The organism is Christensenella sp. MSJ-20, assembly GCF_044357945.1.
Classification (GTDB): Bacteria; Bacillota; Clostridia; order Christensenellales; family QAND01; genus QAND01.
On the sequence record NZ_CP076563.1, the window covers coordinates 634226 to 658546 of the forward strand.

Genomic DNA, 24321 nt, shown 5'->3' on the forward strand with positions numbered 1-24321 from the left:
CCGGGAATGCCGTTGAAACTTCCCCCGTGGGATACTATAATGAAAAAGCCTTTATTATCGTTATAAGGAGTATCTATTTGGAAACCGAACACGTAGAATTCGAATCCCTGGATCAAGTGATGGACACCGTCGGCCCAAACGACTGCCACCTGAAGGCCATCGAAAAGGCCTTTGGGGTCGCCTGCCATATCAGCGCCACCGGCGTCACCGTGTCGGGGAACGATCCCGCCGCGGTTCGCAGCGCCGGGTCCGCCTTCCGCATTCTACAAAAAATGCGGCGCACCACCCCCGTGCTAACCTCCATGATGGTGGACCAAGCCATGGAGCTCGCTACCGGTGAGGGCGGTGTGGATGCCGATCAGGCGGTGGAGGCCATGACGGACGTGGTGGCCGTCACCTACCGGGGAAAGCCCGTAAAATGCAAAACCATCGGCCAGAAAAACTATATCAAAGCCATCCGGGACAATACCGTCACCATCTGCATCGGCCCGGCGGGTACCGGCAAGACCTATCTCGCTATGGCCATGGCGGTAAACGCCTTAAAGCGTAAGGAGATTTCCCGGATCATCCTGACCCGCCCGGCGGTGGAGGCCGGTGAGCGGCTTGGCTTTCTGCCTGGCGACCTTCAGCAGAAGGTGGATCCCTATTTGCGCCCCCTCTACGACGCCCTTTACGACTTCCTGGGCCAGGAGCAGGCGCACCGTTATCTGGAAACCGGGGTCATCGAGGTGGCGCCCTTGGCCTACATGCGGGGCCGCACCCTAAGTGATTGCCTGGTGATCCTGGATGAAGGGCAAAACGCCACCCTGGAAACCCTTAAAATGGTCCTCACCCGCTTTGGAGAGGGCGCCAAGGTGGTGGTCAACGGCGACGTCACCCAGATCGACCTGGGCCAGGAGCGGACCAGCGGCCTGCGCCAGTGCGCCGAACTGTTAAAAGGCATTGAAAGCATCGCGGTGGTACGGCTCACTAACCGGGATGTCGTCCGTCATAAGCTGGTAAAGGAGATCATCAAGGCCTTTGAAAAATATGAGGAGAAGGAGTCCAAGTCTCCGCGGCCCCAGAGCCGCCCTCCCCGCAAACGGAGCTGATCCCTCCTTCCCAGCGATGTTTCTTTAAAACAAAAACCCGCGTATCGCGCGGGTTTTTTGCTACTCATAATAGACCGGCGTACCCAGGGTTACCGCCGCTTCGATGTAGACGGTCACCTCCACCTGGCTCCCCTTGACGGCGCTGCGGACCAAGGTATCCCGCACCACCGCATGGGTGGGCACCTGCCGAAGGGCCAGCTCCTCTGCCGACGCTTTTGCCTCCGCCTCAGCGGCGGTGAAATCCCCCTGCTCCGTCACCACCGTCACCTCCCGGTACCGCTTGGTGATAACCTGAGCCGGGAAAAAACTGCCCACCACCGGGGTCCGGGATACCTCCTCCACGGTGTACTCCTCATACGGGGGCGGCTCCTCGGTAAGATCCACCTCCCAGCCGCCCAGCTCCATGGTGCGGACGGTATATTCATTGCCGGTGGGCTCGGTGCGAACCGCTTCCAAAGAGGCGGTAGCGCTGGCGCTGTACCAAACCCGGCCCAGTATCTTGCCTCTAGCCGAGACATACCGAGGTTCCTCCTCTTCGTTGCGGAAGAAGGACCCCTCGATAAGCACCTGCCCCTCCTTGACCACATCCCCTGCCTTTACCTTGGGCGTGCCTTCATAAGCGGCGATCTCCAGGATCACCGCAGGGCGGTCGGCTACGATGTCGCAGTGGCGGGTAGCGTCCACAAAGGGTTCAGGCTCCACCGCCAGATATAGCTCCCCCTTCAAGGTCACCCCCTGGCGCTTTAGGATCAAATAGGCCAGGGAGGGGTTATCCAGCATCAGCCGGTTGTTGATGGCATCCAGGTCCAAGGACCTCCAGAGGGTTCCCCGTTCCACCCCCATGGAGGCCAACTGTTCCAAAACCTGTCCTCGGAAGGGCTCCGCCCCCGAAAGATCCACAAACCAAACAAACTGGGACAATACATAGGCGGCGACCAAGAGTAGCGCGGCGCCCAGCACCATGCCCCGGCGGGACGCCACCCGCAGCAGGAGGGGAACCACACCCCGGTACCCCAGGTCCTCCACCTCCACCCTGCTTTCCTCCGCCCACATAAGGAGTTTTTTCATGTGGCTCTGGGGAATGCGGCATCGGACGGACATGCTGCCCTGGCGTTCCAGGTCATAGAGGCGGATACCTCGGTTTCGGCATCCATTGAGAAAGGCCAGAATCCGGGTGCCCTTCAGCCGCACCCGGTGATAACCCACAACATACCGCCAAATTCTATTCATGGGCGCCGCCTCCGCCCAACAGCTCCATCCGATGGACCCGCCCCCCAACAACCACGGTGCCGCCGTCCAGTTCCATCAGGGCCAGAGAGGTGCCGGAGAGCACCAATTCCCCCTCTTGAACCCGCAGCCGTACGCAGTCGTCCGCGTAATCCAAAATGCCCCCGTGATTTTCCACGATGGTCCTATCATCCCCGTACATCACCAACCGGAACTGCCCCGTCAGGGTATCCAGCGGCAGGTTCAGGCCGGCAGCGATTCGCTTGGCGGTCTGTGCAATCTTTTTCACCCCATCCACCTCATGTATTACATTATGAGGCCCCCTCTACAAATAGAATCCCAGAAACGCTCATAAAAAAAGCTCCCCATAGGGGAGCCTTCCTTTTAATACTTTCTCTTTCTAGCCGCCTCAGCTTTTTTCTTTCTCTTCACACTGGGCTTCTCGTAATGTTCCCGTCTGCGCACCTCGGCCATGGTCCCAGACCGTGCGCACTTCCGCTTAAACCTCTTAAGAGCACTCTCGAGGGATTCGCCTTCTCCAACATGTACTTCAGACATCGATTTTTCCCTCCCTCCGTTGCCACTCTATCGTTAACATACAAGCATTATATCCAATCCATTGTTCCATGTCAACCAGGGAACGATGCATTTATACCGTCATCAACCGGGAGGCCACGCCAGCTTCCGCTTTCCCAGCAGATGGATGTGAAGATGCCCCACCGTCTGGCCGCCGTCCTCTCCGGTATTGACGACGCACCGAAAGCCCTTTTCCAGCTCCAGCAGCGCCGCCACCTTCTGCACCGCGCGGAACAGCGCTTCAGCCTCCTCAGGACTAGCGGGGTCTAGTATGCTCCCCAGATGGCGCTTGGGTATCACCAGCACATGGACGGGGGCCTTTGGATCCAGGTCGTAGAACGCCAGGGTCCGGTCATCCTCATACACCTTGCGGCTGGGGATTTCCCCCGCCACGATCTTACAGAATACGCAATCCATGGTTTTCCTCCTTTTCCATTGTCTCAATCCACGGGACGGCAGAGTGCTGTACCCCGCCGCTCCCCGATGATCTCCACCGTTCGGGACCGCCCAAGCTCTCCCCTCGCCCCCGGAGCGGATACCCGGATGTAGTTACCGGTGTAGCCCACAAGGGCGTCCCCTTCCCGGGTCTCGAACACGGCGCGCAGCTTCTGCCCTAGAAACCGCTGGACAAACGCCGACTCCAGCTCCTCTCCCAAAGCGATGAGCTCCCTTGCCCGTTCCTGCTTCACCTGCCGGGATAGATGTCCCGGCAGACCGGCAGCCACGGTGCCGGCCCGTTTGGAGTAGGGGAATACATGAAGCCTGGAAAAGCCCACCTCCCGAAGGAATCGGCAGGTGGCCCGATGCTCCTCCTCGGTCTCCCCCACAAACCCACACAGCACGTCGGTGGTGATGCCGGCATCCGGCATGGCGGCCCGGATACCGTCCGCCACCGCCCGAAACTCACCGGTGGTATAGCGGCGGTTCATGCGGTGAAGCACCGCATCGCAGCCGCTCTGAAGGGATAGATGAAAATGGTGGCACAGCTTTTGCTCCGCGGCGGCACGGCGGATAAAGGCCCCGTCCACCTCATCGGGGTCCAGGCTTCCCAAACGGATGCGCTCCACCCCCGGGAGGGCGGCCACCGCCTCCACGGCGTCCATAAGGCTCTCCCCCCGATCCCGTCCAAAGGAGATCAACCGAATACCGGTGAGTACGATCTCCCGAATGCCGCTCTCCGCCATGGCTCCGGCCTCTTTCACCAGGTTATCCATCCCCCGGCTCCGCACCGGCCCTCTAACCTTGGGGATGATGCAGTAGCTGCAATACCGATCGCATCCATCCTGAATCTTCAAATATCCCCGGGTTCGATGGGTGGCCGCCACCCCCATCTCCTCGAAGAAATGGGAGGGCTCCTCCACCAGGTTCAGCTTTTCCCCTTTCCTGCCCTGCTCCACCGCAAAGAGAACCGCCTCCCGGTTGCCGGTTCCCAGCACGCAGTCCACCTCGTCCATCTCAAGGTAGGATTCCGGATCCCGCTGGGCAGAGCATCCGCACAGAACCAGCAAGGCGTCCGGGTATTGCTTTCCCATGCGCCGCAGAGTCTGACGGGTCTTTCGGTCGCTCTCCTCGGTGACGGTGCAGCTGTTCACCACCACCGCTTGGGGAACCTCCCCCCGGCCACAAGTGGGATACCCATGGGCGGTCAGCAGCGCTTCCATGGCGCCGGTATCGTATTGGTTGGCTTTGCAGCCCAAGGTAACGTATCGAATCCCAGCCATCCTACTCCATCTCCCCGTAAACGCACAGCATGGCGGAAAGCACCGCCATGCCCGCGGTCTCGGTCCGCAGGATCCGAGGCCCAAGGGTAACGATGCCCCCTCCAGCCTCTCGAAGGCTGTGGGCCTCCTCCCGGGTCATGCCGCCCTCGGGCCCCACCACAATGCCATACCGCCCTCGTCCAGCCCGATCCAGCAGTCCCCGGTAAAGGCCGTATCCCTCCGCCTCCTCATAGGGGCAGATGAGGCATTCCTGGGCCTGGAGCAGCTCGGAAAACGGAATGGCCTCCCCAATGCGGGGAATCACCGCCCGGCCGCACTGCTTGGCGGCCTCCCGGGCGATCTTCCGGTATCGGCCCAGGCGTTCCGTGCCCAGATCCCGCACCTCACAACGGGAAAAGACCACCGGTACAATGGCTCCAATCCCCAGCTCCACGCACTTCTGGATCACCAGCTCCATCCGGGGCGCTTTCGTAAGCCCCTGATATAGGGTGACGGATACCCTGGGCTCGGTGCCGGCGGGTACGGCGGACAGCACTCGAAGATCCACCTCCCGGCGGTCGGCCCTGACAATCTCGCATTCCAGCCGGTTGCCTAGGCCATCGAAGGCAAAAACCCGATCTCCCTCCCCCCGGCGCAGGGTTTTGACGATGTGCCCGGCGTCCTCCCGGATAAGGGCCCGCTCCCCCTCCAGATGGTCCAGGAAAAACCCCGGCATCAGGCCCGCTCCAGAAGGAGGGCGACCCACTCGCCCATGCCCTTCCGGCCCCGCGCCATGAAGCCGGCGTCCTTCGCCGCCGCCAACACTTCCTGTTCCCGATCCCGGATGATACCGCTGACCACCATTTGGCCTCCGCCCGCCAAAAGAGGCGCCGCCTGGGGCAGCAGCGCCAGGATCACATGGGCCACGATGTTGGCAAAGATCACGTCGTAACCCCCCTTCGCCCGGTCAGCAAGGTTCCCCTCCACGCAGAGAAATTCCTCCTTACAGCCATTGAGGGCGGCATTGTGCCGAGCAGCGGATACCGCCACTGGATCCATGTCCACGCATAGCACCTCCCGGGCTCCCAGCTTGTCCGCGGTAATGCCCAGAATGCCGGTGCCACAGCCCACGTCCAGCACCCGTTTGTCCAAAAGGTCCATCTCCTCCATCAGCTCCAGACACATGAGGGTGGTCTCATGCTGCCCGGTGCCAAAGGCCGCTCCCGGCTCCATGGTCACCACCGTCCGCCCCTCCTGGTTGGCATAGGCCTCCCATTCTGGCACAATGGCGAGCCGGCGGCCCACCTCCAGAGGCTTATAGTACTGTTTCCAGTTGTTGGCCCAATCCTCGTCCCGCATCTCCTGAACGGATACCGAAAACGCCCCCAGATCCAAGTCAGGGTTTTCCTCCCGGAACCGGTCCGCCGCCGCCCGGATGGCGAGAAGCTTTTCTTCCCCGTCCTCCTCCTTGGAAAGATATACCCGGACGCAGGGCTCCTCCTTCCCCATGATCTCCTGAGCGCTGGCATAATCCCAGTATTTGCTGGTCTCCAAGAGAACGGCCTCTACCGCCTCCTGATCCTCAATGATCTCCAGATTCTCGTAGCCCAGATCACTCAAAAGCCCTTGGGCCACCTCCCGGCCCAGGGCATTCCCCAGGATGGAAACCCGTATCCACTCCATCGTCCTTGCTCCTTCACACTAAGGTGGAAAAGCTCCGGCACAGCCCGACGCTTTCCCTTTTCACTGGGTCAATTATACGGGATGCCCTCCCATTCCGCAACCACAGGGCCGCCCTTTTCTGCCCATCTCCCACCGCCAGATTCCCGTTCCCCCTTTCCAACGGCCAAATCAAAAATGCCGCCGCATGATTGCGACGGCATTTTACGCCTCTACTCCTGATTAAAGATCTTATCAAACAGACCCTTGCCCTTTTTGCCCTCCTTGGTGGAGTGGCCGTCAAACTCCCGAAGCAGCTCCTTCTGCCGTTCCGTAAGATTTTTGGGAACTTCCACCTTAAGGGTAACGAACAGGTCCCCCTGCCCGCCCCGGATGCGGGGCATCCCCTTGCCCTTAAGGCGTACCACTGTGCCGGGCTGGGTGCCCTCCGGCATCCGGTATTTTGCGTCCTCCGTGAGGGTAGGCACCCGGAGCTCATCCCCCAGAGCCGCTTGGACAAAGCTGATCGGCATCTCCATGGATAGATCGGCGCCGTTTCGCTTAAACAAACGGTGAGGCTTCACCGAAGCCACCACATATACGTCGCCGTTGGGGCCGCCCCGCTTGCCGGCGCTCCCCTCCCGCGAGAGGGTGACGTATTGCCCGTTGTCGATGCCGGCGGGAATCTTCACCTTGATCTTCCGCTGACGGCGGACGGTACCCCGCCCCCGGCAATCGGCGCAGGGGCTGTCGATGATCTCCCCGGTGCCCCCGCAGGCGGTACATACCGACGTGGTCATAAACCGGCCTAAAGCGGTCTGTTGCGCCCGACGAACCTGGCCGGTGCCCCCGCAGACGGTGCAGGTCTTAGGCGACGTGCCGGGTTTGGCGCCCGATCCATGGCAGGTGGGGCAGTTCTCACTCCGACCCACGGTAATCTCCCGGGTCACACCGGTAAAGGCCTCCTCCAGGGTCAGGCTTACATCCACCCGGATATCCTCCCCCTGTTCCGGCCCAGTTGGGTTTCCCCCAAAGCCGCCGAATCCGCCCCCGCCAAAGATGGTATCAAAAATATCACCAAAGCCGCCGAATCCGCCCCCGCCAAAGCCGCCGCCATAGCCCGCGCCGCCTCCGCCCGATGCGTTCTGGGTATACGCCTCATGGCCATACGCGTCGTACTGGCTGCGCTTCTCCTTGTCGGACAGCACGGAATAGGCCTCGTTCACCTCTTTGAACTTGGCCTCGGCCTCCTTGTCGTCCTTGTTGATATCGGGATGATACTGCTTGGCTTTCTGACGGAACGCTTTTTTGATCTCCTCATCGCTGGCCCCGCGGCCCACCCCTAAGATGTCGTAATAATCCCTCGCCAAATGAATCACCTGTCAAGCATACGGGAGATAACAGGGAAAAAGGCAACGCGCGGCTGCCTCTCCCCTATATCCCTATGCGGATTTACCGGTTTCGTTCCGGCTTATTTCTTTTCGTCGTCATCCACCACTTCGTAGTCGGCGTCCACGCCGCCGGCCGCTCCGGGGCCAGCCTCAGGACCAGCGCCGCCCGCAAAGCCGGGGCCGCCGGGCTGCCCACCCTGGGGCGCTTCCTGCTGATACACCTTCCCAAAGACCTCATAGCTCTTCTGGCGGAGGGTTTCGGTAGCGGTCTTGATGGCCTCAATATCGCTGCCGTTCAACGCACTCCGCACGTTGCCGATCTCATCGTTCAAGGCGCTCTTGTCGGCCTCGTCGATCTTGCCCTCCAGATCCTTCATGGTCTTTTCAATCTGGTATACAATGCTGTCGGCGTCGTTGCGGGCGTCCACCTCTTCCTTCTTCTTCCGGTCCTCATCGGCAAACCGCTCGGCCTCGTCCATGGCCTTCTTGATCTCGTCATCCGACAGATTGGTGCTTGCGGTGATGGTCACCTTCTGCTCCTTGCCGGTGCCCAGATCCTTTGCAGATACGTTGACGATGCCGTTGGCGTCGATGTCAAAGGTCACCTCGATCTGGGGAATCCCACGAGGAGCGGGGGCGATGCCGGAAAGCTGGAACCGGCCCAGGGTCTTGTTATACTGGGCAAACTCCCGCTCACCCTGGAGCACATGGACGTCCACAGCGGTCTGGCCGTCGGCCGCGGTGGTAAACACCTGGCTCTTCTTGGTGGGGATGGTGGTGTTCCGCTCGATGAGCTTGGTGAACACGCCGCCCATGGTCTCGATGCCCAAGCTCAAAGGCGTCACGTCTAAAAGCAGAATATCGGTTACCTCGCCGCCCAATACGCCGGCCTGGATGGCGGCGCCAATGGCCACGCACTCGTCGGGGTTAATACCCTTATAGGGCTCCTTACCGGTGATGCGCTTTACGGCCTCCTGAACGGCGGGAATCCGGCTGGAGCCGCCCACCAGGATTACCTTATCGATCTGCCCGGCAGAAAGGCCGGCGTCTTTAAGGGCCTGGGTGGTGGGGCCAACGGTCTTCTCCACCAGGTCAGCGGTCAGCTGGTCAAACTTGGTACGGCTGAGGCTGATGTCCATGTGCCGGGGGCCATTTGCGTCCGCGGTGATAAAGGGCAGGTTGATGGAGGTCTCGGTGGTACTGCTAAGGTCGATCTTAGCCTTCTCAGCAGCCTCCTTCAGCCGCTGCATAGCCATGTTGTCCCGGCTGAGGTCGATGCCATCGGACTTTTTAAACTCCTCCACCAGGTAATCCATGATCTTCTTGTCAAAGTCATCGCCGCCCAGGCGGTTGTTGCCGTTGGTGGCCAGCACTTCAAACACGCCGTCCCCGATCTCCAGGATGGAAACGTCAAAGGTACCGCCGCCCAGGTCAAAGACCAGCACCTTGCCGGAGCCGTCCTTGTCAAGGCCGTAGGCCAAAGCCGCGGCGGTGGGCTCGTTGATGATCCGCAGCACCTCCAGGCCGGCAATGGTGCCGGCGTCCTTGGTGGCCTGACGCTGGGAGTCCGAGAAATAGGCGGGCACGGTGATGACGGCCTGGGACACCTTCTCCCCCAGATAGGCTTCGGCGTCCGCCCGGAGCTTCTGCAAAATCATAGCGGAGATCTCCTGGGGCGAATAGGTCTTGCCCTCAGCGGTTACCTTCCGATCGGTCCCCATGTCCCGCTTGATGCTGGCGATGGTGTTCTGGGGATTGGTAATGGCCTGGCGCTTGGCAATCTGGCCCACCAGGCGCTCCCCGGTTTTGGCGAAGCCCACCACCGAAGGGGTGGTGCGCATGCCCTCGCTGTTGGGGATAACGGTGGGGTCTCCTCCCTCCATAACGGCCACGCAGCTATTGGTGGTTCCTAAATCGATGCCGATGATCTTTGCCATAGTGTTTTCCTCCTGTATTGGTCAAAATGTTGTGTGCAATTCTTGTGTCTAAATGTATGTCAACGCCCCTAGGCGTAAACAGCTACCATACTGTGGCGTAGCACCTTTCCGTGCAAAAGGTATCCCACCTGAAGGGTCTGGGCCACCTTCCCGCGGAGGGCGTCGTCCTCGGTGGGGGTCTGCATCACGGCGTTGTGGAGGTTTGGATCAAACTCTGCCCCGTCCGATTCAATCCGCGCAAACCCATGCTTTTCAAAGGCCTTTAAAAAGGAGTCCATGGAAAGCTGGATGCCTCCGGCAATGGCCTCGTTTTCCGCTTCCTTAGCGGCGGCAAGGGCCCGCTCCATGTTGTCCATCACCTTTAAGAATTCCCCCAAAGCATAGGCCATGCCCTCATTATAGGCGTCGGCCACGGCAACCTGGTTCCGCTTCTTGTAGTTTTCAAAATCCGCCTTCAGCCTAAGATGGCTGTCGGTCAGCTCCGAGAGCTTTTTCTGGCTCTCCTCCAAATCCTTTTCCAGCCGCTGTTCCTGCTTTTTTTCCTTCTTGGCGGCCTTCTTTTCCTGGCGGGGCTGTTCCTGGTCCCGTGCCTCCTCGGCCTTCGGCGTTTCGGCAGCGGTCTCTTCCGCCTGGGCGGTCTGCTGATTCTGTTCCAGTTCGTCCTTCTGGTTCATGTATCTGTCCTCCGTCTATTTTTCCTGCTGATGCAAAAAGTCAATAAAAAAGGAACCCAAACTCTGCATGATGGACACCACCCGCGGATAGTTCATCCGCATGGGGCCGATAACGCCAAAGCTGCCCACCTGCTGGCCGTCCACGCTGTATGTGGCGGTTACCACACTGACGTCATTGAGATCCTCCCGCCCATTCTCCATGCCGATGGAGATGGAAAGGGAAAGCTGGTTGGCCCGATTCAAAATATCGTAGATGGTATCCTGGGTCTGAAGGGCGGTAAGGATGCTCTTCGCCCGTTCCACATCGGTAAACTCCGGGTAGCGGAACAGGTTCTGGGCCCCGTCAAAGACGATGCTCTTGGCGGGCACGGCGTTCTCCGACGCGGAGATCACCTCGATGAGGGATTCAAATACCTTCCCATGGTACTGCATCTCCTCCATCATTCCCTTGGCGGTTTTCTGCAATTCCGCCACCGATTTTCCCTCCATCAAAGAGGTCAGCGCATTGCTGATCATATCCAGGCTGGAGTCATCCACGTCCTCAGGGATGTTGATAAAGAGATCGTTGACAAATCCCATGTTGGTGACGATGACCACCAGAGCGCGGCCCCGGGTAACCGGCACCAGGCGGATCTGCTTAATGAGCACGTTCCGCAGCTCCGGCGCCATGGCGATGGAAACATAGTTGGTGCTGGCCGAAAGGGTCTTGGCCGTCACCGATATGATCTCCCCAATCTGGTCCATCCGGCTGGTGAAATAGCGCTTAATCTGCTCCATCTCCCGCTGGTCCACCCCGGGCACATGGAGCATCCGATCCACATAATAACGGTAGGCTTTCTGGGAAGGCACCCGGCCCGAGCTGGTGTGGGGCTGGTTCAAATAGCCCATTTCAAAAAGGTCGCTCATCTCGTTGCGGATGGTGGCCGGGCTGAATTCTCCGCCCCACAGCTTGGAGATGGTACGGCTGCCCACGGGAATGCCCGATGCAATGTAGTCGTCCACAATGGCCTTCAGAATCCGAATTTTCCGTTCACTGAGTTCCAAGCTGTTCACCTCGCTTCTTTGTTAGCACTCTCAACACTCGAGTGCTAACCACAGACAGAAGCATAGCACTGACCCCTCGGTTTGTCAACGGATTCCAGAACAAAAAAGCGGAAAATCGATATGATTTCGTAACTATTTGAGGTGATGCATTTTTCCCGCCGCGTTGTTGCCATGTTCCCGCCATAGTTTTCTCCATGAGCTGCCCATGCTCCCTCGTTTTTCTCCCAGCTCCCATCCAGCCAGGGCTGGATGGCCCAAAAAGAAAAAGCGCCCTTTTGCCGGATCTTCCCGGCTAAAAGCGGCGCGTTTCGGCCAATTTAGGCCAAAAATGGCCGGATAACAAATCCGTATGAGGCCCGGCCCGCCCTCAGCAATCCCTCATAAATTTCATAAGAATCCCATTTTGTAAATCCATGCCCCGCGGGGTTAGGGCAAGATACTCCCCCCGCTCCATCAAAAGATTCCCCTCCAAAAGCGGCTGAATAACCCCAGGATAGGCATCCTCCACCCGGATTCCAAACTCCCGGCAAAATGTCGTTCGGTCCAATCCCCTAGCCATTCGAGTGGAGAGCATCACCGCCTCAAACATCCGCTCCGCCCGGCTTAGGTACCCCCGGTTGGGAAACCGCTTTTCTGGAGCCGTCTCCAGCTCCTCCCGGTATGCCCCAAGATCATTGGCATGGAAATAACGGAACCATCCTCCTTTTTCCCAAAGATACCCATGGGCTCCCGCCCCGATGCCCAAATAGGGCTTCCGCTCCCAATAGACGGTATTGTGCCGGCTCTCCTGCCCGGGCTTAGCAAAGTTGCTGATCTCATAGCGGCGATATCCCGCCTCATGTAGCATGCTGACCGCCAAATCCCCCATATCCGCCTGGGATTCCTCCTCCAACGCCAGAGTTCCAAGGGCAAGCCCACGAGCAAGCGGTGTCCCCTCCTCCACCGTCAGGGCATAGCAGGAAAGATGGGGCACATCCAGCTCCAGTATCCCCTTTAAAGTCTCCTCCCACCCTGCCAGCGTCTGGCCGGGATAGCCGTAGATGAGATCCAGGCTGATGTTTTCGATGCCCGCCTTCCGGGCGGCTTCCACCGCCCTTGGCACGTCCGCCCCGCGGTGCCCCCGTCCCATGGCGGCCAACACCCCATCCTCCAACGACTGAGCCCCCAGAGAAATCCGGTTTACTCCCGCCAAAGCCCAGCGTTCCGCCAGGGCGGGGGTAAAGGTTTCGGGATTGGCTTCGCAGGTCACTTCCGCTCCCGATCGCAGCCGCACCGACTGCCGGACGGCAGCCATGAGGCCCTCTACAAACCCCGCCTCCATGCAACTGGGGGTGCCACCCCCAATGTACAGGGTAGGCGCTTCAACGCCCAGATCCTCCAGCCCGGAAAGCTCCCGCACCAATAGGGGCAAATAGCTCCTTTCCCCGCCGTCACGGGGGACGGAGAAAAAGGAGCAATAGGCACATTTATGGGTGCAAAAAGGCACATGGATGTAAAGGGATGCTTCCATTTCTAATCCATCTTCAAAACGGCCATAAAGGCCTCGCTGGGTACCTCCACGCTGCCCACCTGGCGCATGCGCTTTTTGCCCTCCTTTTGCTTTTCCAACAGCTTCTTCTTTCGGGTGATGTCCCCGCCGTAGCACTTGGCAAGCACGTCCTTGCGCATGGCCTTGACGGTCTCCCGGGCGATGATCTTTCCCCCGATAGCCGCCTGAATGGGCACTTCAAACATCTGACGGGGAATGGCGTCTTTGAGCTTCTCGGCGATAGTCCGCCCCCGGTTGTACGCCTTATCCCGGTGAACGATGATCGAAAACGCGTCGCAGAGATCCCCATTTAACAGAATATCCAGCTTCACCAGGTCACTGCGTTTATAACCGGTTAGTTCGTAATCAAAAGAGGCATACCCCCGGCTCTTGGACTTGATCAAATCAAAGAAATCATAGATGATCTCATTGAGCGGCATCTCATAATGGATGGATACCCGTCCCCCCTCCAGGTACTTCATATCCTGAAAGGTACCCCGCTTTTCCTGGCACAGTTCCATGATGGGCCCGGTATAATCGGATGGGGTCATAATGGTAGCCTCCACCATGGGCTCCTCCATGTATTCAATCTCGGCGGGGTTTGGCAGATTGGTGGGATTATCAATGGTCAGTTCCTGGCCGTCGGTCTTCTTCACCCGGTAAATGACGCTGGGAGCGGTGGTCACGATGGAAAGATCAAACTCCCGCTCCAGCCGCTCCTGAGCGATCTCCATGTGCAAAAGTCCCAGAAACCCGCAGCGGAACCCAAATCCAAGGGCCACGCTGGTCTCGGGCTCAAAGGAGATGGAAGCGTCGTTGAGCTGCAGCTTGTAGAGGGCCTCCTTCAGGTCCTCGTAGTCCCCCCCATCGGCGGGATAGATGCCGCAAAACACCATGGGAACCGCCTTCTTGTACCCCGGCAGCGGCGTCTGGGCGGGCCGGGCGGCGTCGGTGATGGTATCCCCCACCCGGGTGTCCCCCACCGACTTGATGCTGGCGCAGACGTACCCCACCTCCCCGGCGGTGAGCTCCTTCACGGGCACCATGCCGGGAGAAAACACCCCCACCTCGGTAACGTCGAACTCCCGTCCAGTGCTCATCATCCGCATCCGGGTCTGATTGCTGATGGTACCGCTCATAACCCGGACATAGCAGAGAGCCCCCTTGTAGTTGTCGTATACGCTGTCGTAGATGAGAGCGGTCAGGGGCGCGTCGTCATCCCCCTCCGGTGCCGGGATATAATCCCGGATCACCCGGAGCACCTCTTCCACATTGAGGCCGGTTTTCGCGCTGATGAGAGGGGCCATGGAGGCGTCCAAGCCAATCTCATCCTCGATCTCCTGGCGGACAGCCTCGGGCATGGCGCTGGGCAGGTCAATCTTATTGATGACCGGCACCACCTCAACGTCGTTGTCCAGGGCCAGATAGACGTTGGCAAGGGTTTGGGCCTCGATGCCCTGGCTGGCGTCCACCACCAAAAGGGCCCCCTCGCAGGCCGCCAAAGACCTGGAAACCTCGTAGGTGAAGTCCACATGGCCGGGGGTGTCGATTAGGTTATAAACGTATTCCTCCCCATTTTCATCGGTATAGAGCATCCGTACGCTTTGGCTTTTAATGGTGATGCCCCGCTCCTTCTCAATATCCATGTTGTCCAAAAGCTGCTCCTGCATGTCCCGGGATGCGACGGTACCGGTCAGTTCGATGAGCCGGTCCGCCAGAGTGCTTTTGCCATGGTCAATATGAGCAATGATGCTAAAATTTCGTATTTTATCCTTTTCGATTCTCGCCATAGAATCCTCCACACTCCGCACTGGGCCGATGTACCGGCCTCTTCATACATATGATATCCAAAGAGATCCCTCCGCGCAAGAGAGAGGGGCTGCCGGTCCTCAGTCCCCTTTTCTCAGATCCCAGCCGCCTCCCGGACTTCCCCCTTGGATAGCCGGAAAACGTCAGCCAGCATCCGTGCCGCTCCCTCCTCGTCATTGGTGAATTCCGTCACCAAATCGGCCGCGGCCTGCACTTCGGGACTAGCATTGCGCATGGCGACCCCCAGGCCGGCATACTGGATCATGGGAATATCGGTCCTGGTATCCCCCACCGCCATCGCCTGTTCCCGGGTCAATCCTAGAACCTGACACAGAGCCGCAACCCCGCTTGCCTTATCCACCCCATGGGGTAGAATCTCGACATAGGTCGGGCTGTTGAGATAGGCATCCGCCTCATGGGACAGCTCAGTCTGGAGAAAAGCCGCCAGCTTAGCCAGGCCCTCGGCCGTGCCTAGGGGCAGTATCTTGCTGGCTCCTCGGCCAGTTCGCTCCCAACACTCCATCAGATCCCCGTAATCCGCCACAGTTGGAACCACGCCCACCGTAGCGCTCTCCTGCTGGGCATAGGCGTCCATCTGGGGCACATACCAATTTTCATCCTGATACAGGCTGATATGCACCCCAAAATCCTTCCCCTTTTCCACAATTCGCTTCACCGCAGCCGGGCGGATGTATTCCGCCCGTACCGCCTTGCCGTCCTGAAAGATCGATCCGCCGCCATAGGCGATCATGGGGCCGGTGAGCTCCAGCTCCTTGTGAAACCGTTCCATGGCCTGGGGCATCCGAGCGGAGACCAGCGCCACTGCTACTCCATCCCGTTGGAGCCGCCCGATCACCGCTTTCGTGTAAGAGGTAATCTCATGATATGGGTTTAAAAGAGTGCCATCCAAATCCAGGCACACCAAGCGATACTGCATGATACGATTTCCTTTCAAACTTTATTGGAAAGGCCGGGACAGGCCCGGCCCATTTCCTTTCTCGGATCACACTTTAAGGCCAAACGCCTGGACAAGAGCCCTCGCGGCGCCATCCTCCTCATTGGTGAGGGCAACCATGTCGGCAGCGTCCTTCGCCGCCTGGGAAGCATTTCCCATAGCGATGCCAAGGCCGGCGTATTCCAGCATACAAGCGTCAGTAGCGCCATCGCCGACGGCAACGATCTCCTCCCGAGGGATCCCCATGCTCTGGGCCAGGAACGCCACGCCGCTGGCCTTGTCCACCCCATGGGGCAGAATTTCCAAATAGGTGGAGATGGAACGGTAGGTATCGGCCTCCTCAGCGGTGTGTTCCACCAGCCACTCATAGAACCGCTGGATGTCCTCCGGTTCCCCGATGCACATGATCTTACAGGCCCCTTTCCCAGAGGCCCGCCAGGCTTCCAGCATAGTTGGATAGTCCTTCAAGATGGGCTCCATATTCACCATGCCGATCTCCGCATCGATCCAATGATCCCACCTGGATACAAACCAGTGGCTATCCTGATAGAGGTTGATATTAATGCCCGTCTCTTCCCCCGCCCGGGCGATCCGTTCCACCGTATGGGGATGGATATACTCCGCCCTTAAAACCCGCTCCCCATCCCACACGGTGCCTCCGCCGTAGCAGATCATGGGGCCCTTTAGCTGAAGCTGCTGGTAATAGGCTTTCATAGCCTGAGGCATCCGAGCTGAAGTCAATGCCACCGTTACGCCGATTCCCTGAAGCCGGGCTATGATGTCCTGGGTATAGGGAGTGATCTCCTTACGGTCATTTAAAAGGGTTCCGTCCAAATCCAAGCATACCAAACGGTATTGGCCCATTTCAATTCTCCTTCTATCGTCCATGATCTATGGTGCTAATTGAGGGACTTGCCGCATTTCCTGCAGAAGGACCAATCCCCCTCCGTACGAGCGCCGCAATAGGGACAGAATCCGCCTTCCCCCTGGGGCTTGGAAGGTTCCCGGCGTCGGGGATCCAGGGTATCCCCCTCCTCCGATTCATCGGTGATATCAAATAGGGACATCCGATCCCTGCCGGTAGCGTTCCGCTTGTGGTACAGTCCCTGTACAATGGCTAGCACCACAAAAAAGACGCCAAACAATGGAAAAAACCAAGGCGCGCCCATGGAAATGGCCGCGATGGTCCAGATCACGCCGAATCCGGCGGTAAATAGGCTTCCGATGGCCCCCATATAGGAAGGGCCGCGGCCCGGCTTTATGCTTTTCATGGCTTGCCTCCCTCCGTTCCAACAGTACAGTATTATGCCATAGGCCATCGCATCCGTAAAGAAAAGCCTGTGAAAACAGGCCGCGGCTTATCCATATATGGATGGATGCGCTCCGCCAGAAAAACAAACATCCGCCCCCATGGAAATCAAAAAGGAGGCGCACGCCTCCTTTTCCTTTCTCACCCAAGCCCCAACGCGTGTGGCAAATACAAGGACCCAGCCACCAAAAGTACCCCATTCTGGGGGCAAAGCTCCCGAGCCTGGAACAGGGCGGCTCTGGGATCGGAAACCGCTTGGGCCTTTTCCCCGTAGAACGCCGCCAGCCTCTGGCAATCCAGGGCACGGGGCGCGTCCACCTGAGTGGCGATAACCCGGTCTGCCAGCGGCGCCAGCTGGGCCGCTACCCCAGAGGCGTCCTTGTTGCTCATCATAGCGGTCAAAAGCACCAGGGGCTTTGAAGGGTACGCATCCCGGATCGCCGTGGCAAGGGCGGCCGCCCCCTCCGGGTTATGGGCTCCATCCAAGAGCAGAATGGGCGTTTGCTCTATCAGTTCCAGCCGCCCCGGATGGCGGGCAGCCATTAGACCCTCCCGAATGGCATCCGGGGTGATCCCATATCCCTGCTCCATCAGCGCCTGGGCGATGAGCACCGCAAGAGCGGCGTTATAAGCCTGATGCCGCCCCATGAGGGAAACTCTCGTGTCCAAAAGGGATAGGCCGGGGCGGCGGATATCCACTCGCCAGCAGCCATCCTCGCCGGGACGCAGCTCCAGTTCCCCCGGTTCATAGGCAAGGACGGGTGCCCCTACCCGGCGGCAATAATCCCGAATGGTCCGTTCCACCTCCCCGGGATAGCGGGGGTATAGGGCCATGGGAACCCCTGGCTTTGCGATGCCCGCCTTTTGCAGCGCGATCTCACAAAGGGTGTCGCCCAGGATCTCCCGGTGGTCCATGCCAATGGTAGCGATAGCCGTCACCTGGGGCAGCAGAATGTTGGTTGCGTCCAGAGCGCCCCCCACGCCGGCCTCCATCACTCCAAACGCTACCTTTTGCCGGGTATACCAGCGCAGAGCAGCGTACAGATATCCGTCAAACAGCCGTAAATCAGGATACCGGGCGTATATCTCGTCCAGATAGGCGGTCAAAACCTCCTCCAAAATAGGCGTTCCGTCCACCAGGATCCGCTCATTCTCCCGATAGAGGTGCGGGGAGGTAAACAACCCCGTCCGATAGCCAGACGCCATGAGGATGGCGGCCACCATAGCGCAGACCGACCCCTTCCCGTTGGTTCCCGCCACATGGACGGTGGGAAAACCGGTAAAAAGCGGGGTTTCCAGCCCCAGGGTCTGCGCAACCCCGGACAGCCGCTCCCTCTGCACGTCGTCCCAGATACGCAGAACGCGCCCATAATCCGTCATGAGAACAGCGCCTTCTCCATAGCAATGGTCCGCTCCAGCATCTGCCGGAACTCATCAAGCTTCATTCGCTCCGCCTCCACCACCTGTTGAGGCGCCTTCTGGGCAAAACCAGGATTGTTAAGCTTTCCTTCCGCCCGCTTGATCTCGCTTTCCAACCGAGCCTTTTCCTTGTCGATACGAGCCCGCTCCTTCTCCAAATCCAGCAGCTCGCCTACGGGCAGATAGACGGTCCCCAAGGGGGACAAAGCGCTAACCCAGCCCTTCTCCGCCTCCTTTTCACTGGTAAGGAGGCGTACCTCGCTGGCCATGGTCTGACGGGCAAAATAGCCGGGCAGAACGGCAAAATCCCCCTCTTTTCCGGCGGCGGGCAGGATATAAAGGGCGGATCGCTTGCCCCCCTGGATGTTCAGCTCCCTGCGCAGGTTCCGAACGCTGCGGATCATCTCCATCATGCCCTGGGTCCGGGCGGCGGACGCCTCGTCCCCCAATCCGCTTACGCTGGGCCACTGGGATACCACGATGCTGCCCTCAACGCCGGGTAGGCTCTGGTAAATCTCCTCGGTGATGAAGGGAGTAAAGGGATGGAGCAGCTTTAACGTGCGCTCCAATACATAGAGAAGGACGCTCACCGCAACGGCCTTTTCCTCCGGACTTCCATTCAGCCGGGCTTTGCTCATTTCGATATACCAGTCGCAATAGTAATCCCACAGGAACTCATACACCGACTGGGCGGCCAGGCCCAGATCAAAGGCATCAATGCTGCGGTTCACATCGGCAATGGTCTCATCCAACTTCCGCAAAATCCACCGGTCCTCATCGGCTAAATCCAGCGTGGCTGGATCCATGGGAACAATGCCCTCGGCGTTCATCAGTACAAACCGGGCGGCGTTCCACACCTTGTTGGTAAAGTTCCGGCAACTCTCCACCTTCTCATAATAAAAGCGCATATCGCTTTCGATGCTGTTGTTAAGCACCAGAGAGAACCGGAGCGCGTCGGTGCCATAGGTATCGATGATCTCCAGTGGATCGATACCGTTGCCCAGGGATTTACTCATCTTCCGTCCCTGGTTATCCCGGACGATGCCGTGGATCATCACCTTGCGGAAGGGAATATCCCCCATAATCTCCAGGCCGAACACAATCATCCGAGCCACCCAGAAGAAGATGATCTCATGGCCGGTCACCAGGGTGCTGGTGGGATAGAAATAATCCAATTCCGGGGTCTTCTCGGGCCATCCCAAGGTGGAAAAGGGCCAGAGGCCGGAGCTAAACCAGGTGTCCAGCACATCCTCATCCTGATGGAGGCGATGGCTTCCGCATTTGGGACAAGTCTCCGGCGCCGTCCGGGCAACCGTCACCTCTCCACAGTCATTACAGTAATAGGCGGGAATCCGATGCCCCCACCAGAGCTGACGGCTAATGCACCAATCCCGTACATTCTCCATCCAGTTGAAGTAGATTTTCTCAAAGCGCCTGGGTACAAACTCCACCCGGCCGGACCGCACCGCTTCGATGGCGGGCTCCGCCAGAGGCTTCATCTTTACAAACCACTGGTCCGAGGTGATGGGCTCCACCACGCTGCCGCAGCGATAGCAGTGGCCTACGCTGTGGGTGTAATCCTCCACCTTCACAAGGCAACCCAGCTCCTCCAGTTTTTTCACCACCCGGCGCCGGGCCTCCAGCCGGTCCAGCCCCTCAAACGGGCCGCCGTTCTCATTGACCACGCCGCCGTCATCCAATACCCGGATCACCGGCAGGTTGTGGCGGATGCCCACCTCAAAATCATTGGGATCATGAGCAGGAGTGATCTTCACCGCGCCAGTGCCGAACTCCATTTCCACATACTCGTCGGCCACAATGGGAATCTCCCGGTCCATAATGGGCAGAATCACCGTCTTGCCAACGAGGTCTTGATACCGCGCGTCGTCAGGATGAACTGCCACCGCGGTATCCCCCAACATGGTCTCAGGCCGGGTGGTGGCCACAATGACGCTGCCGCTGCCGTCCGCGGCGTCATAGCGGATGTGCCAAAGATGCCCGGCCTCCTCCTCATATTCCACCTCGGCGTCGCTCAAAGCGGTGCGGCAGTCGGGACACCAGTTGATGATCCGGTTGCCCCGGTAGATGAGGCCCTTTTCGTGCAGCCGTACAAACACCTCGTTTACGGCGTGGCTGCATCCCTCATCCATGGTAAACCGTTCCCGATCCCAATCGCAGGAGGCGCCCATCTTCTTCAGCTGTTCCACAATCCGGCCGCCATACTTCTCCTTCCACTGCCAGGCCCGCTCCAAAAAGGCCTCCCGGCCAATGTCGTTTTTGGTAAGCCCCTCCTCCGCCATATTCTCCACGATCTTGACCTCGGTGGCGATACTGGCGTGATCGGTGCCCGGAACCCACAGGGTGCTGAATCCCTGCATTCTCCGGGTACGGATGAGGATATCCTGCAACACGTTATCCAGCGCGTGGCCCATGTGAAGCTGCCCCGTGATATTGGGGGGCGGAATCACAATGGTATAGGGCTCCTTGTCCGGGTCCACCCGGGCGGAAAAACACTTTTCCCGCAGCCAAAAGTCGTACAGGCGGTCCTCCACCGCCTTGGGATCATAGACCTTCTCGGGCAAATTCTTCATGGGTATGCTCCTTCCCTTTTCTGAAAAATCAAAAAGGGCTCCGTCCCAAAGGACGAAGCCGGCTTCGTGGTACCACCTTATTTTACGGAGGGGCTTTCCCCCCCCCGCCTCTTGGGATTAACGCTCCCCCACGCGGCCGGCTGACGCGCTTCACCGGCCGAGCTCCCGGGCGACCTTCAAAGGCTTTCTCCCAGCGTCCTCCCACCATGGAAGGATTCCCTTCCCGGACGCCTCTCTTGAGGGACCAATGCCTCCTACTCCTCCCGATCCTCGCAGATATCGGATTGTTAGCTATTTTACCAAAGGCTACCCCGGCTGTCAACACGCCGGTCAGAGGGGCTCCGTCTCGTTGTCCCGGCGCCAAAAATATGGTATCCTTTTTTTGCTTGGATGTTTAACCAGGAGGAATCCCCATGTACCCTCGATTAAACCACGTCTTGAATCTCCTCATCGGCAGTTTCATCGGTGTCTGGATTGGACATAGCCTGTATCTCCTTTGGGACTACCATGCCCATCCTGGGCTATACGCCCTGGGATCCGCCCCCTGGTATACGGGTATTCTGATGAATGGCCTTTGTACCGCTGGCTTTTTGGCCGTTGCTCTCTTGGTTAAGTACATTCTCCATAGAAAAGGAAGATCCGTCTCCCGGGAAAAATAGTAAAAAAGGGCCGTCCATGAGGGCGGCCCTTTTGTATTGAGCTTATTCAGACGGCTTTCCAAACAGATTCTTAATGGCGCTGTTGACGTATCGGGCAAAGGCAATCAGGGCCACCACCAGCCCCAGATACAACACATACATGTTGTAGGGACGCAGCACCTCAAAGAAGGTCATCGCCAGGCCCATGCTTAAAAAGTAGGTAGCTGCCTTGCCAAAGATATCGGAATATACCACGATATCCTTCTTGCGCAGCAGCACCAGCGCGCCGATACACAGGATCAGATCCTTGGCCACAAAGATCGCCACAAAGAAGGTGGGGATGTAGCCCACCAGCATAAAGCAGATCAATACCGAGAGGGTCATAAGCTTGTCTGCCACCGGGTCCATCAGCTTGCCATAGGTGCTGATGGCCTTGTATTTCCGCGCCAAATAACCATCGATAAGGTCGGTAACCCCCGCCGTAGCGCAAATGGCAAAGGATAGCATCCGCCCCTCGAAAACGGTGTCGGGATTCCAAAATGCCCACCAGAACAGCGGCACCATCAAAAAGCGCAACGTGGTTAAAATATTGGGAATTTGCTTTTTATACTCATTCATTTTCGTATCCCTAAGGCTTTCCGGCGCATTGGATTGGATCGGCTTCCTACCGCCGCCGGCGCTCATCGTTATCTTATCATATTTTGTTAAAAAGTTCACTAAGTTTTTCACAAAAGGATCAAGAATTTGGAAAAAGGGTCCTAACCCCACAAAATGGGAATATGCTTTACGGAAGGAGGTTACCGCTGTGGAACAATGCTATCCCTTTGAGGCGCTGCCGCTGCCCTATCCCTATGATGGCCTGGCGCCCTATTTAAATGCAGAAACCCTGACGTTTCATCACGATAAGCACTACCAAGCCTATGTGGAGGGGCTCAACCAAATTTTAGAAAAATGCCCCCAGTACCAGTCCTGGTCCCTTAACCGGCTGGTGACGGAGTACGCCCACCTGCCCCAAAGCATCCAGGAGCCGGTACGAAACAACGCAGGGGGCGTTTACAACCACGGCCTTTATTTTATGGGGCTTTGCCCGGGCGGCTCCATGCCGGGCAGCCGCCTGACGGCGGTCATCGAGAAGGCGTTTGGTTCCTTTCAAAACCTAAATGACGCCCTCATCCAGTGCGCCATGAGCCAGTTTGGATCGGGCTATGCCTTTTTGATCAGCGATGCCTGGGGCCGGCTGGGGCTGGTAAAGGCCCCCAACCAGCAGGTTCCGCTAAGCAGCCGCATGTGTCCGCTCCTCGCGATTGACGTATGGGAGCATGCCTATTACCTCCAGTACCAAAACCGCCGGAAGGACTATCTTACCGCCCTTACCCAGGTCATCGACTGGTCCTTTGTGGAGCATCGGTACGCCGATGTAATGGACGCCACCCGCCGCCGGGGACAGCGGGGTTAAAATCCGAGAAAACGCAGATACTATCCCCGAGGTGATAAGGATGAGCAGCGACTTACCACAGGGGTTTCTCATGGCTCTGGCCGATAACCTGGACGCGACAGCCTACTTTGCGTCCCTCAGCCAAAGCCATCAGAACACCATCGTGGATCATGCCCGCCATGTCAATTCAAAACAGGAGATGCGCCAATACGTCAACAGCTTTTTCAAAAGCTAAGGCGGGGAGGCGTTTCTCCCTTTTTGGCCTAGAATCCGATCCGCTCCAAAAAGGCCGCTACTTTCGCTTCATACGCCTCCGGAGACTGCAGATGGCTGGTGGCATGATACGCGCCCGGGACCAGAAACAGCTCCTTTTCCCCCTGGTACGCCTCAAACATCTCCCGCGCCATTCGGACGGGAACATAATCGTCCTCCGCGCCATGGATAAACAAGATGGGAATCGTTGCCTTTTGCAGCTGATGGATAGGGCTGTTGTCCCGAAAACGGCTGCCCATGCGGCGGCGATACAAAAGGCTGGCCAGATACATCACCGGAAAGGGCGGCAGATGGTACTGGCGCTTTAACTGATGAACCAGTTCTTCCCAGGCCGAACTATATCCGCAGTCCGCCACCACCGCCCGCACCTGGGGTGGAGGCGACTCTCCCGCCGCGTTCAACACCGTAGCGCCTCCCATGGAGACGCCATGAAGGAGGATGCGGGCCTCCTTTCCCAGTCTCTGGATCAGATACGCCGCCCAATCCAAACAATCCAGCCGGTCGGCCCATCCGAACCCCACATAGCGGCCGCCGCTTTTGCCATGAGCCCTGTTATCGGGCATCAAGAGATGGAAACCCATACGCTGATAGAAGGCCGCAAAGGGTCCAAAGGTGGAGATGCCATCCCCCCGGTACCCATGGATGCACAGGGCAACCCGGCAGCTGGGCTCCTTGGCCGGAAGAAACCAGCCTGTAAGGAAAACCCCATCCTGAGAAGCCGCGATTTTCACCCGTTCCATGGGCTGGGTGGAAAGCCATTCCTTAGCTTCCAAGATGGATGCCGTCCACCGCCGGCCCAGCGGGGTCATCCTCTTGGGATCCCGCTTCCGTCTGGGGCCGTCCGTATGATAAAAGGCAATCCATAGCAACAGCTCCGCCATCAGATAGCTCAATAGGCAAACCGCCAAAGCCGCTATGGCTAGTATCTCCCACCAAGGCATGGCCATCCTCCTTTCCTCTTCATATATATCACCGAAAAGAAGGGGATTCAAACGAAAAAACCACAAAACGGAGCATTTTCAAAAAAGTTCACGATTTCTTATGGATTTCTTCCTCTTTCCCAGG

General features: G+C 58.4%; 24 protein-coding genes and 1 other annotated feature. Of the genes, 4 read left to right on the forward strand and 20 right to left on the reverse strand.

Features of this window, described 5'->3' with window-relative positions; translation table 11 throughout:
* Window positions 1-119: 119 nt before the first annotated feature.
* Window positions 120-1091, forward strand: a complete 972-nt coding sequence (locus tag KP626_RS03250) for a PhoH family protein (RefSeq protein ID WP_395978945.1) — start codon at window positions 120-122, stop codon at window positions 1089-1091.
* 60 nt (window positions 1092-1151) lie between these two features.
* On the opposite strand, the gene KP626_RS03255 is transcribed toward KP626_RS03250, so the two are convergent.
* The 18 genes from KP626_RS03255 to KP626_RS03340 all read right to left on the reverse strand — a co-directional run bounded on the left by KP626_RS03255 (window position 1152) and on the right by KP626_RS03340 (window position 20910).
* The gene (locus KP626_RS03255; RefSeq protein ID WP_395978287.1) at window positions 1152-2321 is read right to left on the reverse strand and encodes a sporulation protein YqfD; all 1170 of its coding nucleotides are present in this window, start codon (window positions 2319-2321) and stop codon (window positions 1152-1154) included.
* On the reverse strand, window positions 2314-2607 hold the full coding sequence (locus tag KP626_RS03260; protein ID WP_395978289.1) for a YabP/YqfC family sporulation protein: 294 nt from the start codon (window positions 2605-2607) through the stop codon (window positions 2314-2316). The genes KP626_RS03255 and KP626_RS03260 overlap by 8 nt, the downstream gene beginning before the upstream one ends.
* A gap of 95 nt (window positions 2608-2702) precedes the next feature.
* Complete coding sequence (gene rpsU, locus KP626_RS03265) at window positions 2703-2876, reverse strand: 30S ribosomal protein S21 (RefSeq protein ID WP_395978291.1); 174 nt, start codon at window positions 2874-2876, stop codon at window positions 2703-2705.
* A 102-nt stretch (window positions 2877-2978) separates the two neighbouring features.
* Complete coding sequence (locus KP626_RS03270; RefSeq protein WP_395978293.1) at window positions 2979-3311, reverse strand: histidine triad nucleotide-binding protein; 333 nt, start codon at window positions 3309-3311, stop codon at window positions 2979-2981.
* Between the two features lie 23 nt (window positions 3312-3334).
* Entirely contained in the window at window positions 3335-4615 is a 1281-nt protein-coding gene (gene mtaB, locus KP626_RS03275; RefSeq protein ID WP_395978295.1) for a tRNA (N(6)-L-threonylcarbamoyladenosine(37)-C(2))-methylthiotransferase MtaB, read from the reverse strand.
* A 1-nt stretch (window position 4616) separates the two neighbouring features.
* Window positions 4617-5330 carry an RsmE family RNA methyltransferase gene (locus KP626_RS03280; protein WP_395978297.1) on the reverse strand — a complete coding sequence of 238 codons (714 nt, stop codon included), beginning with the start codon at window positions 5328-5330 and terminating at the stop codon, window positions 4617-4619.
* Window positions 5330-6277, reverse strand: coding sequence for a 50S ribosomal protein L11 methyltransferase (prmA, locus tag KP626_RS03285; RefSeq protein ID WP_395978299.1), 948 nt, complete (start codon window positions 6275-6277; stop codon window positions 5330-5332). The genes KP626_RS03280 and prmA overlap by 1 nt, the downstream gene beginning before the upstream one ends.
* Before the next feature lie 209 nt (window positions 6278-6486).
* Entirely contained in the window at window positions 6487-7629 is a 1143-nt protein-coding gene (gene dnaJ, locus KP626_RS03290; protein ID WP_395978947.1) for a molecular chaperone DnaJ, read from the reverse strand.
* 95 nt (window positions 7630-7724) lie between these two features.
* Window positions 7725-9581 carry a molecular chaperone DnaK gene (dnaK, locus tag KP626_RS03295; protein WP_395978301.1) on the reverse strand — a complete coding sequence of 619 codons (1857 nt, stop codon included), beginning with the start codon at window positions 9579-9581 and terminating at the stop codon, window positions 7725-7727.
* Window positions 9582-9649: 68 nt separating this feature from the next.
* Window positions 9650-10255 (reverse strand): nucleotide exchange factor GrpE, encoded by a 606-nt coding sequence (locus tag KP626_RS03300; protein WP_395978303.1) that lies wholly within the window; start codon window positions 10253-10255, stop codon window positions 9650-9652.
* Between the two features lie 15 nt (window positions 10256-10270).
* On the reverse strand, window positions 10271-11299 hold the full coding sequence (gene hrcA / locus KP626_RS03305; RefSeq protein WP_395978305.1) for a heat-inducible transcriptional repressor HrcA: 1029 nt from the start codon (window positions 11297-11299) through the stop codon (window positions 10271-10273).
* A 367-nt stretch (window positions 11300-11666) separates the two neighbouring features.
* Complete coding sequence (hemW, locus tag KP626_RS03310; RefSeq protein WP_395978307.1) at window positions 11667-12809, reverse strand: radical SAM family heme chaperone HemW; 1143 nt, start codon at window positions 12807-12809, stop codon at window positions 11667-11669.
* Between the two features lie 2 nt (window positions 12810-12811).
* The gene (lepA, locus tag KP626_RS03315) at window positions 12812-14608 is read right to left on the reverse strand and encodes a translation elongation factor 4 (protein WP_395978949.1); all 1797 of its coding nucleotides are present in this window, start codon (window positions 14606-14608) and stop codon (window positions 12812-12814) included.
* 122 nt (window positions 14609-14730) lie between these two features.
* On the reverse strand, window positions 14731-15573 hold the full coding sequence (locus tag KP626_RS03320; protein WP_395978309.1) for an HAD family hydrolase: 843 nt from the start codon (window positions 15571-15573) through the stop codon (window positions 14731-14733).
* Between the two features lie 66 nt (window positions 15574-15639).
* On the reverse strand, window positions 15640-16455 hold the full coding sequence (locus KP626_RS03325) for a Cof-type HAD-IIB family hydrolase (protein WP_395978311.1): 816 nt from the start codon (window positions 16453-16455) through the stop codon (window positions 15640-15642).
* Between the two features lie 35 nt (window positions 16456-16490).
* A complete protein-coding gene (locus tag KP626_RS03330) occupies window positions 16491-16862 on the reverse strand; it encodes a zinc-ribbon domain-containing protein (RefSeq protein WP_395978313.1) in 372 nt (123 codons plus the stop codon).
* A gap of 179 nt (window positions 16863-17041) precedes the next feature.
* Window positions 17042-18280 (reverse strand): bifunctional folylpolyglutamate synthase/dihydrofolate synthase, encoded by a 1239-nt coding sequence (locus KP626_RS03335; protein WP_395978315.1) that lies wholly within the window; start codon window positions 18278-18280, stop codon window positions 17042-17044.
* Window positions 18277-20910: a valine--tRNA ligase gene (locus tag KP626_RS03340; protein WP_395978318.1), complete on the reverse strand. Its 2634-nt coding sequence runs from the start codon at window positions 20908-20910 to the stop codon at window positions 18277-18279. The genes KP626_RS03335 and KP626_RS03340 overlap by 4 nt, the downstream gene beginning before the upstream one ends.
* 45 nt (window positions 20911-20955) lie before the next feature.
* Window positions 20956-21190: a binding site (T-box leader), on the reverse strand.
* A gap of 133 nt (window positions 21191-21323) precedes the next feature.
* On the opposite strand from KP626_RS03340, the gene KP626_RS03345 reads away from it, so the two are divergent.
* On the forward strand, window positions 21324-21569 hold the full coding sequence (locus KP626_RS03345) for a hypothetical protein (RefSeq protein WP_395978320.1): 246 nt from the start codon (window positions 21324-21326) through the stop codon (window positions 21567-21569).
* A 42-nt stretch (window positions 21570-21611) separates the two neighbouring features.
* Here KP626_RS03345 and KP626_RS03350 read toward each other — a convergent pair whose 3' ends face one another.
* Window positions 21612-22166, reverse strand: coding sequence for a CDP-alcohol phosphatidyltransferase family protein (locus tag KP626_RS03350; protein ID WP_395978322.1), 555 nt, complete (start codon window positions 22164-22166; stop codon window positions 21612-21614).
* Between the two features lie 187 nt (window positions 22167-22353).
* Between KP626_RS03350 and KP626_RS03355 the strand changes: the two genes are divergently transcribed.
* A complete protein-coding gene (locus KP626_RS03355; protein ID WP_395978324.1) occupies window positions 22354-23004 on the forward strand; it encodes a superoxide dismutase in 651 nt (216 codons plus the stop codon).
* A 40-nt stretch (window positions 23005-23044) separates the two neighbouring features.
* The gene (locus tag KP626_RS03360) at window positions 23045-23218 is read left to right on the forward strand and encodes a hypothetical protein (protein ID WP_395978326.1); all 174 of its coding nucleotides are present in this window, start codon (window positions 23045-23047) and stop codon (window positions 23216-23218) included.
* Window positions 23219-23246: 28 nt separating this feature from the next.
* On the opposite strand, the gene KP626_RS03365 is transcribed toward KP626_RS03360, so the two are convergent.
* Window positions 23247-24197, reverse strand: a complete 951-nt coding sequence (locus KP626_RS03365) for an alpha/beta hydrolase (RefSeq protein ID WP_395978328.1) — start codon at window positions 24195-24197, stop codon at window positions 23247-23249.
* Window positions 24198-24321 lie beyond the last annotated feature (124 nt).

Coding starts and splice junctions, on each gene's coding strand:
- KP626_RS03340 (WP_395978318.1), bottom strand. CDS start 20,910: ATGAAGAATTTGCCCGAGAAGGTCTATGATCCCAAGGCGGTGGAGGAC.
- KP626_RS03300 (WP_395978303.1), bottom strand. CDS start 10,255: ATGAACCAGAAGGACGAACTGGAACAGAATCAGCAGACCGCCCAGGCG.
- KP626_RS03270 (WP_395978293.1), bottom strand. CDS start 3,311: ATGGATTGCGTATTCTGTAAGATCGTGGCGGGGGAAATCCCCAGCCGC.
- hemW (WP_395978307.1), bottom strand. CDS start 12,809: ATGGAAGCATCCCTTTACATCCATGTGCCTTTTTGCACCCATAAATGT.
- KP626_RS03330 (WP_395978313.1), bottom strand. CDS start 16,862: ATGAAAAGCATAAAGCCGGGCCGCGGCCCTTCCTATATGGGGGCCATC.
- KP626_RS03345 (WP_395978320.1), top strand. CDS start 21,324: ATGTACCCTCGATTAAACCACGTCTTGAATCTCCTCATCGGCAGTTTC.
- KP626_RS03325 (WP_395978311.1), bottom strand. CDS start 16,455: ATGGGCCAATACCGTTTGGTATGCTTGGATTTGGACGGAACCCTTTTA.
- KP626_RS03280 (WP_395978297.1), bottom strand. CDS start 5,330: ATGCCGGGGTTTTTCCTGGACCATCTGGAGGGGGAGCGGGCCCTTATC.
- dnaK (WP_395978301.1), bottom strand. CDS start 9,581: ATGGCAAAGATCATCGGCATCGATTTAGGAACCACCAATAGCTGCGTG.
- prmA (WP_395978299.1), bottom strand. CDS start 6,277: ATGGAGTGGATACGGGTTTCCATCCTGGGGAATGCCCTGGGCCGGGAG.
- KP626_RS03360 (WP_395978326.1), top strand. CDS start 23,045: ATGAGCAGCGACTTACCACAGGGGTTTCTCATGGCTCTGGCCGATAAC.
- KP626_RS03320 (WP_395978309.1), bottom strand. CDS start 15,573: ATGCAGTATCGCTTGGTGTGCCTGGATTTGGATGGCACTCTTTTAAAC.
- KP626_RS03255 (WP_395978287.1), bottom strand. CDS start 2,321: ATGAATAGAATTTGGCGGTATGTTGTGGGTTATCACCGGGTGCGGCTG.
- mtaB (WP_395978295.1), bottom strand. CDS start 4,615: ATGGCTGGGATTCGATACGTTACCTTGGGCTGCAAAGCCAACCAATAC.
- KP626_RS03365 (WP_395978328.1), bottom strand. CDS start 24,197: ATGCCTTGGTGGGAGATACTAGCCATAGCGGCTTTGGCGGTTTGCCTA.
- rpsU (WP_395978291.1), bottom strand. CDS start 2,876: ATGTCTGAAGTACATGTTGGAGAAGGCGAATCCCTCGAGAGTGCTCTT.
- KP626_RS03250 (WP_395978945.1), top strand. CDS start 120: ATGGACACCGTCGGCCCAAACGACTGCCACCTGAAGGCCATCGAAAAG.
- KP626_RS03335 (WP_395978315.1), bottom strand. CDS start 18,280: ATGACGGATTATGGGCGCGTTCTGCGTATCTGGGACGACGTGCAGAGG.
- KP626_RS03350 (WP_395978322.1), bottom strand. CDS start 22,166: ATGAATGAGTATAAAAAGCAAATTCCCAATATTTTAACCACGTTGCGC.